Origin of the sequence: Actinacidiphila glaucinigra, from assembly GCF_900188405.1 — a bacterium.
Taxonomy (GTDB): domain Bacteria; phylum Actinomycetota; class Actinomycetes; order Streptomycetales; family Streptomycetaceae; genus Actinacidiphila; species Actinacidiphila glaucinigra.
Genome location: NZ_FZOF01000023.1, coordinates 81941 through 98524, shown reverse-complemented (window position 1 = coordinate 98524; position 16584 = coordinate 81941). Strand labels below are relative to the sequence as shown.

The following is a 16584-nucleotide window of genomic DNA, read 5'->3' as shown; positions in this document are numbered from 1 at the left end:
TCGGGCCGTCGCCCTCCTCCCACCCTGCATGCAGATGTGCATGCAGGGTGGGAGACTGTCCGTATGGTTGCTCTCCAGATCCGTGACGTGCCCGAGGAACTGCGCGACCGCCTCGCGGCCATAGCCGAGGAACGCGGTCAGTCGCTTCAGGCGTATCTGTTCGACCTCGTGCGCGACGAGGTGCGGCGCAGGGACAACCTGGCCGTCCTCGAACGGTTCTCGAGGTCCACGTACGGCACCCGGCTCTCCGAAGGCGACGTCGCGGACTCGCTGCGTGCGGCGCGGGCAGAGCGTGACGCGGAACTCGGTGTGCCGGGAGGCGATCAGTGATCGTCGTCGATGCGTCCGTCTTCGCCTTCTCGCTCCTGGACGAAGGCACGACCGGCGAGCGTTGCCGAAGCGCCCTGGCCGCGGACGACCGCTGGATCGCGCCGCAGCACTGGACGATCGAGGTGATGTCCGTGATCCGCGGCAATCTGCTCGGTGGCAAGATCACTGCCGGCCATGCCGCGGACGCGGTGGAGGCACTGTGCGGGCTCGACCCCATCGTTCCGGCGACCCGCGTTCTGCTGCCCCGTGTCTGGGAACTCCGGGGCAATCTCACCGCCTACGACGCGGCGTACGTGGCCGCCGCAGAGGCGTACGGCTGCCCGCTCCTCACCACCGACGGACGGATGGCCCGGGCTTCCGGCATCCGCTGCGCGGTCGAGGTCGTCGGCTGACGGTGGGTCGGCGCGCGACGCGGGGCATGACGCCGATGGGCCCGGAACCTCACGGTTCCGGGCCCATCGGCGTCATGCCCCGCGGGCGGGGGTCAGGCCTTCTTCTCCGGGGGCAGCCGCAGCGCGAGGTGCAGCTCCTTCAGACGGGCCTCGTCGACCTGGCTCGGGGCGCCCATGAGGAGGTCCTGGGCGTTCTGGTTGAGCGGGAAGGCGATGGTCTCGCGGATGTTGGGCTCGTCCGCGAGGAGCATGACCATGCGGTCCACGCCCGGGGCGATGCCGCCGTGCGGCGGGGCGCCGAAGTGGAAGGCGCGGAGCATGCCGCCGAACTCGTGCTCGACGGTGTCCCGGTCGTAGCCGGCGATCTCGAAGGCCTTGTACATGATCGCGGGCTCGTGGTTCCGGATGGCGCCGGAGGACAGCTCGACGCCGTTGCAGACGATGTCGTACTGCCAGGCGAGGATGTCCAGCGGGTCCTTGGTCTCCAGCGCCTCCAGGCCGCCCTGCGGCATGGAGAACGGGTTGTGGGAGAACTCGACCTGGCCGGTGTCCTCGTTCTTCTCGAACATCGGGAAGTCGACGATCCAGCAGAAGCGGAAGACGTTCTCCTCGAACTGGCCGGCCCGCTTCGCGGCCTCGACCCGGACGGCGCCCATGATCTTGGAGACCTCGTCGAACTCGCCGGCGCCGAAGAAGATCGCGTGGCCGGGCTTGGCGTCGACGGCGGAGAGCAGCGCCTTGACGTCGTCCTCGGTGAGGAACTTGGCGATGGGGCCGGTCAGGGTCAGGTCGTCGCCGACCCGGACCCAGGCCAGGCCCTTGGCGCCCTGCTCGACGGCGTAGTCGCCGAGGTTGTCGAAGAACTTGCGCGGCTGCTCGGCGGTGTCCGGCACGGGCAGGGCGCGGACGTGCTTGCCGGCGAAGGCCTTGAAGCCGGAGTCGGCGAAGACCGGCGAGACGTCCACCAGTTCCAGGCGGGCGCGCAGGTCGGGCTTGTCGTTGCCGTACTTGACCATCGACTCGCGGAACGGGATCCGCGGGAACGGCGAGGTCACGTGGCGGCCGCCGCCGAACTCCTCGAAGAGGTCGGTCATGACCTTCTCGATGACCCCGAAGACGTCCTCCTGCTCGACGAAGCTCATCTCGACGTCGAGCTGGTAGAACTCGCCGGGCGAGCGGTCGGCGCGGCTGTCCTCGTCGCGGAAGCAGGGCGCGATCTGGAAGTAGCGGTCGAAGCCCGCGATCATCAGCAGCTGCTTGAACTGCTGCGGGGCCTGCGGGAGCGCGTAGAAGGTGCCCGGGTGCACGCGGGAGGGCACCAGGAAGTCGCGCGCGCCCTCGGGGGAGGTCGCGGACAGGATCGGCGTGGCCAGCTCGTTGAAGCCGAGCGCGGTCATCTCACGGCGCAGGAAGCTGATGACCTGGGTGCGCAGCATGATGTTGCGGTGCATGCGGGCACGGCGCAGGTCGAGGAAGCGGTTGGTGAGCCGCATCTCCTCGTTCGCGTTGTCCTCGGGGAAGACCGGGAACGGCAGCTGGTCGGCGGCGCCGAGCACCTCCAGCTCGGAGACCTCGACCTCGACCTCGCCGGTGGGCAGGTCGGGGTTGACGTTCTCCCCCGAACGGGCGACGACGCGTCCGTCGACGCGGAGCACCGACTCCTTGGACTGGTGGCTCAGGGCCTCGTACGCGGGCGATCCCGGGCGGGCCACGAGCTGGACCACCCCGTAGTGGTCCCGGAGATCGACGAACAGGATGCCGCCCAGATCCCGGCGATTGTGCAGCCAACCACTCAGGCGCACTTCCGCGTCTACGTCGGTGGCGCGCAGCTCACCGCAGGTGTGGGACCGGTACCGATGCATCGTTCATCCAAGTCGTCTGATTTCGGGGATGAGGCGTCCCCAGTCTACGGGGGTACGCGCGCCCGACCCCATTCGTATGAAAGCCGCGAAAAACCATAAACTATGCGAATGCGCATCGAGGACGTGCTGGCCTCGCTCGGCACGGGCGTCTGGCGCTGGGACAGCGCCACCGACACGGTGGAGCTCGACGCCGTGAGCGCCGGGCTGATAGGGCTTCCGCCCCGGCCGCAGAAGGTCCACTCGGGGGTGACCAGGGCCTGCTACCACGCCTCCGACTACGTGGAGATGTCGGCGGCGGTCGCCCTGGCGATCGCCGAGGGCACCTCCTCGGAGTCGTTGCTGCGCGTGGTCCGGGAGGACGGACAGGTCGTCCGCACGGTCGTGATGCGCACCTTCGGGCTCCCCTCCGCCTCCGGCCGGCCGGAGGAGATCGTGGGCACGCTGCAGGAGGCGCCCGCGGTGCACGCGATCGCCGGCGCGGGCACCGGCACCCGGCCCACCGGGACGGCACCCGCCGCCCCCGCGGACTGGCGGCGGTCCCGCGAGGCCTTCCTGCTGGACGCGGGCCGGGCGCTGGCGGAGGCGGACAGCACCGAGGAGGTGCTCCGCGTGGCCGCCCACCTGTCCATGCCGGGGTTCTCCCCCGACCGCCTCGCCGTCTTCGGCGTCCAGGGCGACCGGCTCCGCGCCATCGGGTTCCACGGGCAGCAGCCGGGCGACGAGGTGCCCTTCCTGGACATGCCGCTCGCCACGGAGTACCCGGCGGCGGTCGTGGTGCGCACCGGCCGTGCGGTCTACCTGCCGAGCCCGCAGGCGTACGAGGAGCGCTTCCCGGCCACGTGGCCGCTGGTGCGGGACTTCGGGCGGTCGTCCTGGGCGTATCTGCCGCTGGTGTCCGCGGGCCGCACGATCGGCGCGTGGATGGCCTGCTTCCGGGAACGCGTCGCCTTCACCCCGGACGAGCGGTCGGTGCTGACCACCGTCGCCCGGATGCTCGCCCAGGCGCTGTCCAGGGCGCATCTGCACGAGTCCGAGCGGGAGCTGTCCGACGGGCTGCAGCGCGCGATGCTGCCGGGACGGCGGCCGGACGTCGAGGGGATGACGCTGACCGCCCGCTATGTGCCGACCGGCGGCGGGCTGCAGGTGGGCGGCGACTGGTACGACGTGATCGACCTGCCGTCGGGGCGCACCGCGCTGGTCGTCGGCGACGTGCAGGGCCACGACGTCCGCGCGGCGGGGCTGATGGGGCAGTTGCGCATCGCGCTGCGCGCGTACGCCGCCGAGGGGCACCGTCCGGACGCGGTGATGTCCCGGACGTCCCGCTTCCTGGCCGGGCTCACCGAGTGCTCCGACGAGAGCGAGGACGCCCGCTTCGCCACCTGCCTCTACATGGAGGTCGATCCGGTGGACGGCACCCTGGACGTGGTGCGGGCCGGTCACCTGGACCCGGTCGTGCGGCTCGCGGACGGCACGACGATCGTCCGGCGCACGGCCGGCGGCCTTCCGCTCGGGATCGCCCCCGACTCCGACTACCCGACCACGCGGCTCACCCTGGAGCCCGGCGAGACGATGCTGATCTGCACGGACGGCCTGATCGAGACCGGTGGCCACGACCTGGACTCCGGGTTCCAACGGCTCCGTCCGGTGCTGGAGGGCCCGGTCGACGACGGGCTGGAGGTGCTCGCCGACACCCTGGTCGAGATGGTGCACGGCCCGGCTTCGCACCATCTGACCGGCCCGCTCGCCGACCGCCGTGAGGACGACGTCGCGCTGCTGCTGGTGCGACGCGACCCCGTGGGGGCGCGCCGCGACGTCCCGGTGCGGCGCAGCGTGCTCACCGTCGCCCAGACCGACGCCCGTCAGCTGCGGGCGGCCCGGGAGGAGGTCCGCGCGCTGCTGCACGACTGGACGTCCGGCGACCAGGTGGACGCGGCCGTGCTGCTGGTCTCGGAGCTGGTCACCAATGTGCTGCTGCACACCGACGACGACGCGGTGCTGGGCGCGCAGCTGCTCGGCGTCCCCGGCGTCCGGCGGCTGCGGGTCGACGTGACCGACCGCAGCGACGAGATGCCGCACCGCCGCACCCCGGGCGAGATGGCCGCCTCCGGTCGCGGACTGCTGCTCCTGCAGGAGATGGCGGACGCCTGGGGCGTGGATCCGCTGGGTGACGGCAAGGCGATCTGGTTCGAACTCCACGAGGCTCCCATGGTGGGCTAGCGGCCCGATACGCTGTGTGCCGTGTACGGCTACGACCAGAACGGGATGGCAGGGGCGGCGCCGCCGATGGGCGGCGCGGCGATGGGTGCGAGCTACCCCGAGCCGTCACCGCCCTCGCTGGCGGACGCGGTCCGCGCCTTCACGACGGGCTCGATGTCGGCCGAGGACTTCCAGGCCGTCTTCGCCACGTCCAAGGTGTACTGCCCGCGCGGTGACAACCCCGGTTTCCTGGCGCTGCACGACACGCAGCAGCCGGTGATCCCCATGTTCTCCTCGCTGAAGCAGCTGCGCCGCTACGCCGGCAAGGAGTCCAAGTACTTCGTGATCACGGGTGCCGAGGTGCTGGACCTGCTGCCGACCGGCTACGGCTTCGTGCTGGACATGGAGGGCGAGCACCGGATGGTGTTCGACGCCAAGGCGGTCGAGCAGATGGTGGAGTTCACCATGCGGCGGATGTACGGCTGATCCACTCCTCATCCCACGGAAACCGGACAAAGGCCGGGGAATGGTTGCGGGCGGTTCGGAGTTCAACTATGTTGAACGTTGAACAATCCGAGGAGGATCCTGGCCATGCCCGCAGTGACCGTCGAGAACCCGTTGACCCTGCCGCGCGTTCACGCCCCCGCCGACGCGGTGCAGCGGCGTGCGCTGCAGGTGACCACCGCCCCCAGCGGCTACGAGGGGGAGGGCTTCCCCGTGCGTCGCGCCTTCGCGGGCATCGACTACAAGAACCTCGACCCGTTCATCATGATGGACCAGATGGGTGAGGTGGAGTACGCGCCCGGAGAGCCCAAGGGCACGCCCTGGCACCCGCACCGCGGCTTCGAGACCGTCACCTACATCATGGACGGCGCCTTCATCCACCAGGACTCCCACGGCGGCGGCGGCACCATCACCGACGGCGACACCCAGTGGATGACCGCCGGCAGCGGTCTGCTCCACATCGAGACCCCGCCCGAGGCGCTGGTCATGAGCGGCGGTCTCTTCCACGGTCTGCAGCTGTGGGTCAACCTGCCCGCCAAGGACAAGATGATCGCGCCGAAGTACCAGGACATCCGCGGCGGCAGCGTCAGGCTGCTGGCGTCGGAGGACGGCGGCGCGCTCATCCGGATCATCGCCGGTGACATCGACGGGCACCAGGGCCCGGGCGCCACGCACACCCCGATCACCATGCTGCACGTCTCGGTGAACCCGGGCGCCCAGCTCACGCTGCCCTGGCGCGCGGACTTCAACGCCCTGGCGTACGGCCTGTCCGGCCGCGGCACCGCGGGCCCGGAGGGCCGGGCCTTCCGCATGGGGCAGGCGGTGGTCTTCGGGCGCGGCGATTCCCTCACGATCCGTGCCGACGAGACCCAGGAATCGCGCAGCCCCAACTTCGAGGTCGTCCTTCTGGGTGGGCTGCCGATCCGTGAGCCGATGATGCAGTACGGCCCGTTCGTGATGAACACCCACGCGGAACTCGCCCAGGCCTTCGACGACTTCAAGGCCGGCCGGCTCGGCACCGTTCCCGCCGGTCAGGAGTGACGCAGGCGGCTCCGGGTAGCTCCGGCATTAAACGGCCCCGTCCGGGAATCCGATTCCCGGGCGGGGCTGTCGCATACGGTGGGAGCAATTCCGTCGGGCGGTTCGTTGGCTCTTCATTGGCTGCTGCATTCACCCTGAGTGACTGCACGTGCACTTGCACGTGCAGATGCACGTGACTTCGTCTCTGGCTATCATCTCCCCTGTCCTGCACGGCACTTATCTGGAGAGAAGCATGCGCCACACGTACAACGGCATGGCCGCGTCCGATCTCCGCGGAGTGGTGTGGCAGAAGAGCCGGCACAGCAATGCGAACGGTCAGTGTGTGGAGCTGGCCGCGCTTCCCGACGGGGACGTGGCCGTGCGCAATTCACGTTTTCCGGACGGACCCGCGCTGATATATACGAAGGCGGAGATCGAATCCCTCATCGTGGGGATGAAGAACGGGGAGTTCGATCATTTCGTGGCGAACTGACCGCGGTCGTCCCCGATACGGCTCAATGTGACGGGCCGTCGTGCTGTCCGGGCATGCGGAAGAGGGCCCAGACGACTTTCCCCGTGTTGGTCAGCGGATGCCAGCCCCAGGTCTCGCTGAAGGACTCCACCAGATGCAGCCCGCGCCCGGACTCGGCCACGAAGTCCGGGGCCTTGGCGACGGGTCCGTGGCAGCTGGGGTCGCGCACCGCGCAGACTACGCGCGTTGACCATCTGACCAGGCTGAGCCTGACGCACCCGTGGGCCGCGTCCTGGGGGAGTGCGTAGCGCAGGGCGTTCGTCACCAGTTCCGAGGCGACCAGTTCGATGCCGTCCTGGAGTTCCTCGAGGTCCCAGGCGCGGAGGGTCGTCCGCGCGAATCTTCGTGCGTCGCCGACCGCCTCGAAACGCGGCGGGAGCGGGCAGGAGGTGGCGCTCGATGACGAAAGGCGCTCCGGAACCAGCCCGTCCCATAAGGGCTGCACCCCGGCCGAGCTCTCAGTCCACATGCGCACCACCCGGTATCGGCACGTACGTCATCGTCCCGTACGGCCGGTGGCCGATGCAAGGGGCGGATGCACGTGCATTTGCATGACACGAGGCAGGTGGGGCGGAAGTGACGATCGAGAGTGACCGATCGAGTACTGAACGCAGCGCGAAGATGGCAGACTGCTGGATGCCACGGGGAGAAGGTAGGCGCAAATGACCACAGTGCAGTCGGGGAGCGGATCCATGGTGCGCCGCATCCTCCTTGGCTCACAGCTGCGCAGGCTCCGCGAGGCGCAGGGCATCACCCGTGAGGCCGCGGGCTATTCGATCCGCGCGTCGGAGTCGAAGATCAGCCGCATGGAGCTCGGGCGCGTGAGCTTCAAGGAGCGCGACGTGGCCGACCTGCTCACCCTCTACGGCATCACGGACGACGCGGAGCGCACCGGGCTGCTCGGGCTGGTGCGCGAGGCGAACGTCGCCGGCTGGTGGCACGGCTTCGGCGACGTCCTGCCGGCGTGGTTCCAGACGTACGTGGGCCTGGAGGAGTCCGCCTCGGTCATCCGCTCCTTCGAGACGCAGTTCGTGCACGGACTGCTGCAGGCCGACGACTACACCCGCGCCGTCATCGAGCTGGGTCACCCGGACGCGCCCGCCGACGAGGTGGAACGCCGGCTCGACCTGCGGCACAAGCGCCAGAAGCTGCTCACCTCGGAGCTCGCCCCGCAGATCGTGGCCGTGATGGACGAGGCGGTGGTGCTCCGCAGGTTCGGCGGGCGGGAGGTGATGCGGGCTCAGCTCGCGCACCTGGTCGAGGCCTCGGAGCAGCCGAACGTGACGGTGCAGCTGCTGCCGCTGGAGTTCACCGGGTACTCCGCGGGGGCCAGCGGTACCTTCACCCAGCTGACCTTCCCGGAGTCCGACGTCCCCGACGTCGTGTACGTCGAGCAGCTCACCGGGGCGATGTACATCGACAAGCGCGAGGAGGTCGACCAGTACCGTGTCGTCATGGCGAAGCTCCGCGCGGACAGCCTCTCCCCGGAGGCCACCCGGGACCGGCTGAACGCCGTCCTCCGGGACATCTGAGACCGCGGTCGGTACCGGCGGCGCACCCCGGCGGCAACGCCGGGTGCCGCTCCTCACCCCTCTGAACAGGGGCTTTGCAGCTTTTCACAGATCTCACTCGATCGAGTGAAGTGGACCTTGACGCATTGGTCGGCTCATCGGCCCGGTGATCTCATGCTGCCGTGAGCCCGTACCTGCGCACCCGCACGATCGACGGGTGCGTCGTGGCGGAACTCAGCGGGGAGATCGACATCGTCGCGGCAATGGAGATCACTCCGCCGCTCGACGCGCTGACCCGCGCGCCCGGCCCGGGTCTCGTCGTCGACCTGGAGCCCGTCGACTTCATCGACTGCTCCGGACTCTCCGTGCTCTGCCGGGTCCGCAGCCGGGTCCGCGGCAACGGCGGGCAGGTGCAGTTCGTCTGCTCCCGGCCCCCGACCCTCAAGGTCCTGCGCGCCACCGGGCTGCTGAACGCCTTCCGGCCGGTGCCGAGCGTGTACGAGGCGCTCGCCCGGATCGGGCGGCCGTGACCGCCCGATCCACACGGCCGTTGGTCGCGGATCAGTCGCAGCAGACGGCCGACACGAACTCGGCGACCCGTTCCTGCGGCAGGTGACGGGCCACGTCCGCCTCGGTGATCATGCCGATGAGGCGGTGCGCGGGATGGTCGATCACCGGCAGCCGGCGCACCCGGTACTCCTCCATCAGTTCCAGCACCCGCTCGATCTGCTCGTCGCCCTCGATGATCTGCGGCCGTCCCATGGCCAGCTCCCCGCAGGTGACCTCGGACGGGTCGCGCTTCTCGGCGACGCACTTCAGCACGATGTCGCGGTCGGTGAGGATGCCGACCAGCACGTCGTCGTCCCCGCAGATCGGCAGCGCGCCGATGTCCTGCTCACGCATGATCCGGGCCGCGTCGGTGAGGCTCTCCCGCTCCCCCACGCACATGGCGCCGGGGTGCATGATGTCCAGTGCGGTGGTCATGACGGCGCCTCCCTGGGGCGTGGACCGATTTCCTTTGGCTCCATCGTCACCCTGGTGGAGTAGTTCCGCGAGAGGGAGCACGCTGGAAGGAGACCACCGGGACCGCTGGAGGTGTTCCGTCATGCAGACCCTCGTCGGATGGCACATCGAGATGGACTTCCGGGAGGACGGCGCGCGGACGAAGGCCGCCGCGCTGCTCCGCCTCCCGGACGGCACTGAGGTCAGGTCGCACGGTCACGCCAACCGGCACCCCTCCGACCCCGAGCAGGAACGGGTCGGCGAGGAACTGGCGGCGGCCAGGGCGCTCAACGACCTCGCCCGTCAGCTCCTCGGCAAGGCGGCGCACGAGATCGAGGAGGTCACCCGGGTGCCCGCGCATCCCAGGATCTGAGCCGGGCGCGCCCGGCTGCGCGCCCTCACAGCCAGCCGCGCCGTTTGAAGACCAGGTAGAGGCTGACGCAGACCACGCCCATCAGCATGATCGCGAAGGGGTAGCCGAGCAGCCAGTGCAGCTCGGGCATGTGGTCGAAGTTCATGCCGTAGATCGTGCCGACGAGCGTGGGCGCGAAGAGGATGGCGGCCCAGGCGGAGATCTTCTTGATCTCCTCGTTCTGCTCGAAGCCCGCCTCCGCCAGCGCCCGCATCTCGGCGTTCTGCTGCTGCGCGACGAGGGTCGCGTTGAGGGTGAGCAGGTCGCCGAGCGCCTGCCGGAAGCCGTCCACGCGCTCGATGGTGTGCGTGACGTGGTCGGCCACGTCGCGCAGGTAGCGCTGCAGTTCCTCGTCCGTGCCGTACTTCACGAAGCCCGCCTGCAGGCCGTCCAGCATGGGGACGAGCGGGCGGGTGGCGCGCTGGAACTCCAGCACCTCCTGGGAGAGCTCGTAGATCCGGCGGGAGACCTGGGGGTCGCCGCCGAAGACCTGGATCTCGCTCTCCTCCATGTCCTTCTCGACCCCCGCGACGACCGGTGCGTAGCCGTCGACGACCGTGTCGAGTATCGCGTAGAGCACCGCCTCGGGCCCGAGCGTCAGCAGCTCCGGGTTGCTCTCCATGCGGCGCCGCACGGCGGACAGGTCGGGGGCCGCCCCGTGGCGGACGGTCAGGACGAAACCGGGGCCGACGAAGATGTGCAGCTCCGCGAAGTCGACCTCCTCCGGGGCGTCGAGGTAGCGGGCGGCGCGCAGGACGACGAAGAGGGTCTCGCCGTAGCGCTCCAGCTTGGGGCGCTGGTGGGCCTGGATCGCGTCCTCCAGGGCCAGCGGGTGGAGGTCGAACTCCTTCGCCAGCGAGACCAGCTCGGCCTCGCTCGGCCGGTAGAGCCCGATCCACGCCATCGCGCCCGGCTCCGCGCGCAGCTGGGCGTACGCCTCGGCGAGCGAGGAGGGCGTCGCGATACGCCGGCCGTCGCGGTAGAGGGCCGCGTCCATCACGCTGCTCACGCCGGTGACCGCGGTGTCCGCGATCCTCGGCTCCAGGGAGGCTTCGCCCTCCCCGGCGGGCGGCGCGGAGGGCCGGGGCGGACGGGCCGTCCTCGCCCTTTCCCTCGCCGAGTTGCTCAGTGCGCGCAAGGCTCGCAGTCGACGCCCGGACACCGGCAGCACCCCCTCTTTCGGGCCTTGCGAGCAGGGTAGCCCGAGCCCGCCGGGTAACGGCCGCACCTCACCCGGACCGGCGCCCGGTCCCGGGCCCGGCCGCCTTCCAGTCGCGGGGTCAGGCGTCGCCGCCCCGGTCCTCGCGCGGGCCGCCGCGCCCGTAGGCGTCCAGGATCCGGCCGATCGTGCGCTCGAAGTAGGCGTCCAGGTCGACGGCCGGGCCCGCGTTCGCCAGCGCCGCGGCCAGGCGCGGGTACGCACCCCCGCCGACCCGGTCCGTCAGGTAGGCCATGCGCGCGGCCTGTTCCTCCAGCGGCGTCCACGGCAGCGCGCGGCTGCGCTCCTGCGTTGCCACCTCGTTGCCCACGTACGTCATGACGGCGCCGTGGACCACCGCGAGCAGTTCCATCTTGGTGGCGTCGTCCTCGTCCAGGCCCTCCAGGGCGGCGAGGCAGTGCTCCAGGTAGCGCAGGCCGTTGGGGCTGAAGCCGTGGACGGAGGTGTACAGCCGCGGCACCCACGGATGGCGGCGCAGCAGGTCGCGGCTGGCCCTGGCCAGGGCCAGCAGGTCGGCGCGCCAGTCGCCGGAGGGCTCCTCCGGGAGCTCGTACTCGCCGGTGACGGCGTCGACCATCAGCTCGTGGAGGTCCTCCTTGCGGGGGACGTAGTTGTAGAGCGACATCGTGCCCGCGCCGACCTCGGCCGCCACGCGCCGCATCGACACCGCGTCGATGCCCTCGGCGTCGGCGATCCGCACCGCGGCCGCCGCGATCTCGGCGCGGTTGTGGGCGGGCCTCGGGCCCCTGGCCGCCCGTTCCGGACGGGTCCAGATCACCTCGGGGGCGGCGGGTCGCCCGGTGCTGGCTGGCATCGATCATCACCTCGTCCACCATGGTAGTTACGTACGGCGTACGTAGTGGGGTATGGTGCTGCACATGGAAACCACGTACGCTGTACTGAGTGAGGGTCTGGAGAAGGGCTTCGGCGAGGTGCGAGCCCTGCGGGGGCTGGACCTGGCGGTGCCGGCGGGGCGCGTCTGCGGGCTCCTCGGGCCGAACGGGGCGGGGAAGACCACGGCCGTGCGGCTGCTGACCACGCTGCTCGCCCCCGACGCGGGCACCGCGCGGGTCGCCGGGCACGACGTGGTGCGGGAGCCGGCCGCGGTGCGCCGTGCCATCGGCGTCACCGGCCAGGAGGCCTCCCTGGACGAGGAGCTGTCCGGCCGGGAGAACCTGCGGCTGTTCGCCCGGCTGCAACGGCTGCGCGGCGCCCCCGGGCGGGCACGGGTGGACGAACTCCTCGCCGGGGCCGGTCTGGAGGAGGCCGCCGACCGGCCGGTGCGCGGCTACTCCGGCGGGATGCGGCGGCGCCTCGACCTCGCGGTGAGCCTCCTCGCCCGGCCCCGGGTGCTCTTCCTCGACGAGCCCACCACCGGACTCGACCCGGTCGCGCGGGAGGGTGTCTGGCGGGCGGTGCGCGCGCTCGCCGACGAGGGCACGACGGTGCTGCTGACGACCCAGTACCTGGAGGAGGCCGACCGGCTGGCCGACGACATCGCCCTGGTGGACGGGGGCCGGGTCACCGCCCGCGGCACCCCGGCCGAGCTCAAGGCCCGCATCGGCTCCTCCGCGGAGGTCGTGGTGGGCGAGGCCGGCGCGGTGGCCGGCGCGGCCGTCGTCCTGCGGTCGCTGACGGGCGCCGAGCCGGTGCTGGACCACGGGCGGCGCACGGTCGGCGTGGTGAGCGAGGACCAGGCGCTCACGTTGCCGCGCATCGTGCTCGCCCTGGACGCCGCCGGTGTCCCGCTGGTGGACGCGAGCCTGCGCCCGCCCACCCTCGACGAGGTGTTCCACCGGCTGACCGGCGCCGGCGCGCCACCGCTCCCGGCGCCGTCCGCCGCCCCCGCGAAGGAGGAGGCCGCATGACCGCGCTCGCGCGACGAGGGGACGGAGGCGCCCTGGCCGACGGGCTGGCGCTGCTCGGCCGCCATCTGCTGCGGGTGCGCCGGGCTCCGGGACTGTTCGTGCTGACCCAGGCGATGCCGCTGATCCTGCTGCTCTTCTTCGGCTATGTCTTCGGCAGCGCGCTCACCCTCCCCGGGGACGGCGGGTACCGCTCCTACCTGCTGCCCGGGCTGTTCACCGCCGTCGCCGCCGGCGGGCTCATGACCGGGATGATGCAGGCCGCGCAGGACGCGCAGCGCGGGGTGGCCGACCGCTTCCGCACCCTGCCGATCAGCAGGGCCGCGGTGCCGCTCGGGCAGGCGGCCGCCGATGTGCTGGTCACCGCCGCCGGGCTGATACCGCTCGCCCTGGTGGGGTGGGCCGTGGGCTGGCGCGTGGAGGCGGGCGCGGGCCCGGTGCTGGGCGCGTACGGCCTGCTGCTGCTCTTCCGCTTCGCCACCTGCTGGGCCGGGATCCACCTGGGGCTGCTGCTCCGCGACGAGGAGGCGGCGGCGCAACTCGGGAGCGCGACCTTCGTGCTGCAACTGGTCTCCGGCGCCTACGTTCCCACCTCCGGTATGACCGGCTGGCTGCGCGCCGTCGCCGAGTGGAATCCGCTCAGCGCGGTGGCCGCCGCCTGCCGCGGGCTCTTCGGCGGACCGGCCGCCGGACTCGCCGACGTTCCGGGCGCGGCCTGGCCCATGGCCCATCCGGTCGCGGCCTCGGTGGGCTGGTCGCTGGTGCTGCTCGCGGTCTTCGTCCCGTCGGCGGTACGGCGGTACGCACGTGGGGGGCGCTGACCGGGGCCGACGAGTAACCTGATGCGCGGGGGACACGGGGGCCGTACTCCGGAGGTCTCGATGGACGTCCCGGTGCCGTTCGGCCGGTTTCCCCTGGCAGCGCCCGCCCCCGAGGGGGCCGCCGCCCGCCCCGAGAACCCGTCCCCGCCGGGCACGCTCCCGAAGCCGCCCGCCCGTCCCTCCCGCGCAGGCCGCGAGCCCCGGCAGACGGCAGGTCCGCTCCACCGCTTCCCGTGACCCCGTGAGCGGCGTCCGCCGAGTGGGAAGAACAAGAAGAGGGTGAGCGGAGCGTAACGTGCGGGCGGATACGGAGTGGCTGGCCATGGGGACTCCCGAGGAACGCGTGGACGCGGGCGTGGCGGACGCCGTCACGTTGCTCCTCGACGCCCATGGGTGCCTGCTGACCTGGCCCCCCGCCGCCGAGCGGCTGCTGGGCCGGCGCGCGGTGGATGTCATCGGCACCCGCGCGGTGGACCTGCTCGCCCCGGAGGACGCGGCGCGGCCGCCGGAGATCGCCGAGCGCTGCGCCACCGAGGGCGGCTGGACGGGGGTGCTGCGGCTCCGCCGCGACGACGGCATGAGGGTCACGCTGGGTGTACGGGTGGCCGGGCTCCCTGAGGGCATCGGCGGTTCGTCCGCCCGCTGGATGGTCCTGGCGGCGGAGTCCCGCAGCACCGCCCGCTCGGCGGCGTCGGGGATGACCCCGGCGATGATGGAGCGGATCGTCGGCCAGACGCCGATCGGGCTGGCCGTGGTCGACACCGAACTGCGCTGCGTCTGGTCGAACGCGGCACTGGAGCGCTTCGGCGGCGGTCCCTCCCAGGGGCGGCTGGGGCGGCGGCTCGCGGAGATCCAGCCGGGCCTGAACGCCACGGTCCTGGAGGCGCAGATGCGCCAGGTCCTGGAGACGGGCGTGCCGGTGATCGACTACGAGCACGTGGGGCGCTTCCGCACCGACCCGCGCCGCGAGCAGGCCCATTCGATGTCCTTCGTGCGGCTGGAGGACGAGCGCGGCGTCCCGGTGGGCGTCTGCTACTCCGTGGTCGACATCAGCGACCGCTGGCGGGCCCGGAAGCGGCTGTCGCTGCTTGACCGGGCCAGTGAGCACATCGGCCGCACCCTGGACGTGATGCACACCGCGCAGGACCTGGCGGACGTGGTCGTGCCCGACCTCGCCGACTACGTGGCCGTCGAGCTGCTGGAGTCGGTCATCAAGGGGGCGGAGCCGCAGGCCGGTCCGCTGGGCGACGCGGTCACCGTGCCGCTGCGCCGCGCCGGGATGCGGTCGGCGCGGGTGGGCGAGCCCGAGCCCGCGTTCGGCATCGGGGCGGTCTCCGCCTACCTGGAGGACACCCCGCCGATCCGGTCCCTGACCGACGGCACCTCCTGGATCAGCTCCCGGCTGGATCCGCTGGGGCTGGAGTGGGCCGCCGGTCCGGCCGGCACCAGGGCGCTCCACTTCGGCGAACTCGGGATGCACACGGCGATGGTGGTGCCGATCCGCGCCCGCGGGGTCACCCTCGGCGTGACCCTCTTCTTCCGGGTGCGCCGCGCCGACCCCTTCGACGGGGAGGACCTGCGCCTGGCGGAGGAGGTCGTGGCCAGGGCCGCGGTCTGCCTGGACAACGCGCGCCGCTACACCCGTGAGCGGGACGCGGCCCTCGTGCTCCAGCGCAGTCTGCTGCCGCACGCCTTCCCCCCGCAGGACGCGGTGGAGGTCGCCACCTACTACCGGCCGGCGGACGAGCTGTCGGGCGTGGGGGGCGACTGGTTCGACGTCATCCCGCTGTCCGGGGCACGCATCGCGCTGGTGGTGGGAGAGGTGGTGGGCCACGGCATCGAGGCCGCCGCGACGATGGGCCAGTTGCGCACGGCGGTGCGGACCCTGGCCGACCTCGACCTGCCGCCGGAGGAGTTGCTGGCGCACCTGGACGACCTGGTCGTGCAGGTCTCGCGGGAGGCCGGGGAGTCCGCGACGGTCGGGGTCGGCGGCAGCGCGCTGGGGTCGAGCTGCCTGTACGTGACGTACGACCCGGTCAGCAGGCACTGCGTCATGGCCAGTGCCGGGCACCTGCCGCCCGCCGTGCTCCGGCCCTCCGGCGAGCGGTGCGGGGCCGACGGCGCGGAGGCCGTCCACTTCCCCGAGCTGCCCATCGGTCCCGCGCTGGGCCTGGGCGGACTGCCCTTCGAGGCCACCGAGTTGCAGATGGAGGAGGGCAGCGTCCTCGCGCTGTACACCGACGGCCTGGTCGCCCCGGTGGAGGGCGTGGACGAGGGGCAGGACAGCGGGCGGGGCCGGCTGCGGGCGGCCCTGGAGGCCGAGGAGGCGTCGCTGGACGCGCTGTGCCGCGGCGTCGTCGACGAGCTGGCCCCGGCCCGCCCGCACGACGACGTGGCGCTGCTGCTGGCCAGGACCCGGTGCCTGGACATCGGCCGGGTCGCCTCCTGGGACCTGGCCACCGACCCCGCGGTCGTCGGCCGGGCCCGCGAGCTGTCGACCCGGCAGCTGGAGGACTGGGGTCTGGGCGACCTGGCGTTCACCACCGAACTGGTCGTCAGCGAGCTGGTCACCAACGCGATCCGGCACGGTTCCGGTCCGATCCGCCTCCGGCTGATCCTGGAGCGTGCGCTGATCTGCGAGGTCTCCGACGCCAGCAGCACCTCGCCGCACCTGCGGCACCCCCGTACGACGGACGAGGGCGGTCGCGGACTCTTCCTGATCTCGCAGTTCGCCCAGCGGTGGGGCACCCGCTACACCGACGACGGGAAGATCATCTGGGCCGAGCAGTTCCTCGACGGGCACGCTCCCGGCGTCGGGGTCGACATCGGCATCGGCTTCGACGCGGTCACCATGGGCGGACCGGCCTGACGCCGGACGCCACCGCTCGCGCTCCTTCGTTCACCCGTACGCCCCGGCG

Annotated in this window: 17 protein-coding genes; 12 read left to right on the top strand and 5 right to left on the bottom strand. The window is 71.8% G+C overall.

Going from position 1 to position 16584, the window contains the following annotated elements:
• The first annotated feature begins 63 nt into the window (after nt 1-63).
• Nucleotides 64-330 (top strand): hypothetical protein, encoded by a 267-nt coding sequence (locus CHF15_RS32650; RefSeq protein ID WP_089227511.1) that lies wholly within the window; start codon nt 64-66, stop codon nt 328-330.
• Nucleotides 327-722 (top strand): type II toxin-antitoxin system VapC family toxin, encoded by a 396-nt coding sequence (locus CHF15_RS32645; RefSeq protein ID WP_089227510.1) that lies wholly within the window; start codon nt 327-329, stop codon nt 720-722. The genes CHF15_RS32650 and CHF15_RS32645 overlap by 4 nt, the downstream gene beginning before the upstream one ends.
• A gap of 92 nt (nt 723-814) precedes the next feature.
• Here CHF15_RS32645 and aspS read toward each other — a convergent pair whose 3' ends face one another.
• Entirely contained in the window at nt 815-2584 is a 1770-nt protein-coding gene (gene aspS, locus CHF15_RS32640) for an aspartate--tRNA ligase (RefSeq protein WP_089227509.1), read from the bottom strand.
• Nucleotides 2585-2692: 108 nt separating this feature from the next.
• Here aspS and CHF15_RS32635 point away from each other — a divergent pair, with 108 nt between their 5' ends.
• From CHF15_RS32635 to CHF15_RS32620, 4 genes are all read left to right on the top strand, one after another.
• A complete protein-coding gene (locus tag CHF15_RS32635) occupies nt 2693-4801 on the top strand; it encodes an ATP-binding SpoIIE family protein phosphatase (protein ID WP_089227508.1) in 2109 nt (702 codons plus the stop codon).
• A gap of 21 nt (nt 4802-4822) precedes the next feature.
• The gene (locus tag CHF15_RS32630) at nt 4823-5266 is read left to right on the top strand and encodes an SseB family protein (protein ID WP_089227507.1); all 444 of its coding nucleotides are present in this window, start codon (nt 4823-4825) and stop codon (nt 5264-5266) included.
• A gap of 105 nt (nt 5267-5371) precedes the next feature.
• Entirely contained in the window at nt 5372-6325 is a 954-nt protein-coding gene (locus tag CHF15_RS32625; protein WP_089227506.1) for a pirin family protein, read from the top strand.
• A gap of 232 nt (nt 6326-6557) precedes the next feature.
• Nucleotides 6558-6797 carry a DUF397 domain-containing protein gene (locus CHF15_RS32620; RefSeq protein ID WP_089227580.1) on the top strand — a complete coding sequence of 80 codons (240 nt, stop codon included), beginning with the start codon at nt 6558-6560 and terminating at the stop codon, nt 6795-6797.
• A gap of 22 nt (nt 6798-6819) precedes the next feature.
• On the opposite strand, the gene CHF15_RS32615 is transcribed toward CHF15_RS32620, so the two are convergent.
• Nucleotides 6820-7305: an ATP-binding protein gene (locus CHF15_RS32615; protein ID WP_089227579.1), complete on the bottom strand. Its 486-nt coding sequence runs from the start codon at nt 7303-7305 to the stop codon at nt 6820-6822.
• Between the two features lie 193 nt (nt 7306-7498).
• Between CHF15_RS32615 and CHF15_RS32610 the strand changes: the two genes are divergently transcribed.
• Both CHF15_RS32610 and CHF15_RS32605 read left to right on the top strand, forming a co-directional pair.
• Complete coding sequence (locus tag CHF15_RS32610) at nt 7499-8368, top strand: helix-turn-helix domain-containing protein (protein ID WP_089227505.1); 870 nt, start codon at nt 7499-7501, stop codon at nt 8366-8368.
• Between the two features lie 161 nt (nt 8369-8529).
• The gene (locus CHF15_RS32605) at nt 8530-8877 is read left to right on the top strand and encodes an STAS domain-containing protein (protein WP_089227504.1); all 348 of its coding nucleotides are present in this window, start codon (nt 8530-8532) and stop codon (nt 8875-8877) included.
• Between the two features lie 31 nt (nt 8878-8908).
• Here CHF15_RS32605 and CHF15_RS32600 read toward each other — a convergent pair whose 3' ends face one another.
• Complete coding sequence (locus tag CHF15_RS32600) at nt 8909-9331, bottom strand: CBS domain-containing protein (RefSeq protein ID WP_089227503.1); 423 nt, start codon at nt 9329-9331, stop codon at nt 8909-8911.
• Nucleotides 9332-9452: 121 nt separating this feature from the next.
• On the opposite strand from CHF15_RS32600, the gene CHF15_RS32595 reads away from it, so the two are divergent.
• Nucleotides 9453-9722 carry a DUF1876 domain-containing protein gene (locus CHF15_RS32595; protein ID WP_018559126.1) on the top strand — a complete coding sequence of 90 codons (270 nt, stop codon included), beginning with the start codon at nt 9453-9455 and terminating at the stop codon, nt 9720-9722.
• A 25-nt stretch (nt 9723-9747) separates the two neighbouring features.
• On the opposite strand, the gene CHF15_RS32590 is transcribed toward CHF15_RS32595, so the two are convergent.
• Nucleotides 9748-10899, bottom strand: a complete 1152-nt coding sequence (locus CHF15_RS32590; RefSeq protein WP_245939159.1) for a magnesium and cobalt transport protein CorA — start codon at nt 10897-10899, stop codon at nt 9748-9750.
• Nucleotides 10900-11041: 142 nt separating this feature from the next.
• Complete coding sequence (locus tag CHF15_RS32585; protein ID WP_089227502.1) at nt 11042-11794, bottom strand: TetR/AcrR family transcriptional regulator; 753 nt, start codon at nt 11792-11794, stop codon at nt 11042-11044.
• A 64-nt stretch (nt 11795-11858) separates the two neighbouring features.
• Here CHF15_RS32585 and CHF15_RS32580 point away from each other — a divergent pair, with 64 nt between their 5' ends.
• From CHF15_RS32580 to CHF15_RS32570, 3 genes are all read left to right on the top strand, one after another.
• Entirely contained in the window at nt 11859-12848 is a 990-nt protein-coding gene (locus tag CHF15_RS32580) for an ATP-binding cassette domain-containing protein (protein ID WP_089227577.1), read from the top strand.
• Nucleotides 12845-13666 (top strand): ABC transporter permease, encoded by an 822-nt coding sequence (locus CHF15_RS32575; protein WP_089227501.1) that lies wholly within the window; start codon nt 12845-12847, stop codon nt 13664-13666. Before CHF15_RS32580 ends, CHF15_RS32575 begins: the two co-directional genes overlap by 4 nt.
• A 322-nt stretch (nt 13667-13988) precedes the next feature.
• On the top strand, nt 13989-16535 hold the full coding sequence (locus CHF15_RS32570; RefSeq protein ID WP_089227500.1) for a SpoIIE family protein phosphatase: 2547 nt from the start codon (nt 13989-13991) through the stop codon (nt 16533-16535).
• Nucleotides 16536-16584: the final 49 nt, after the last annotated feature.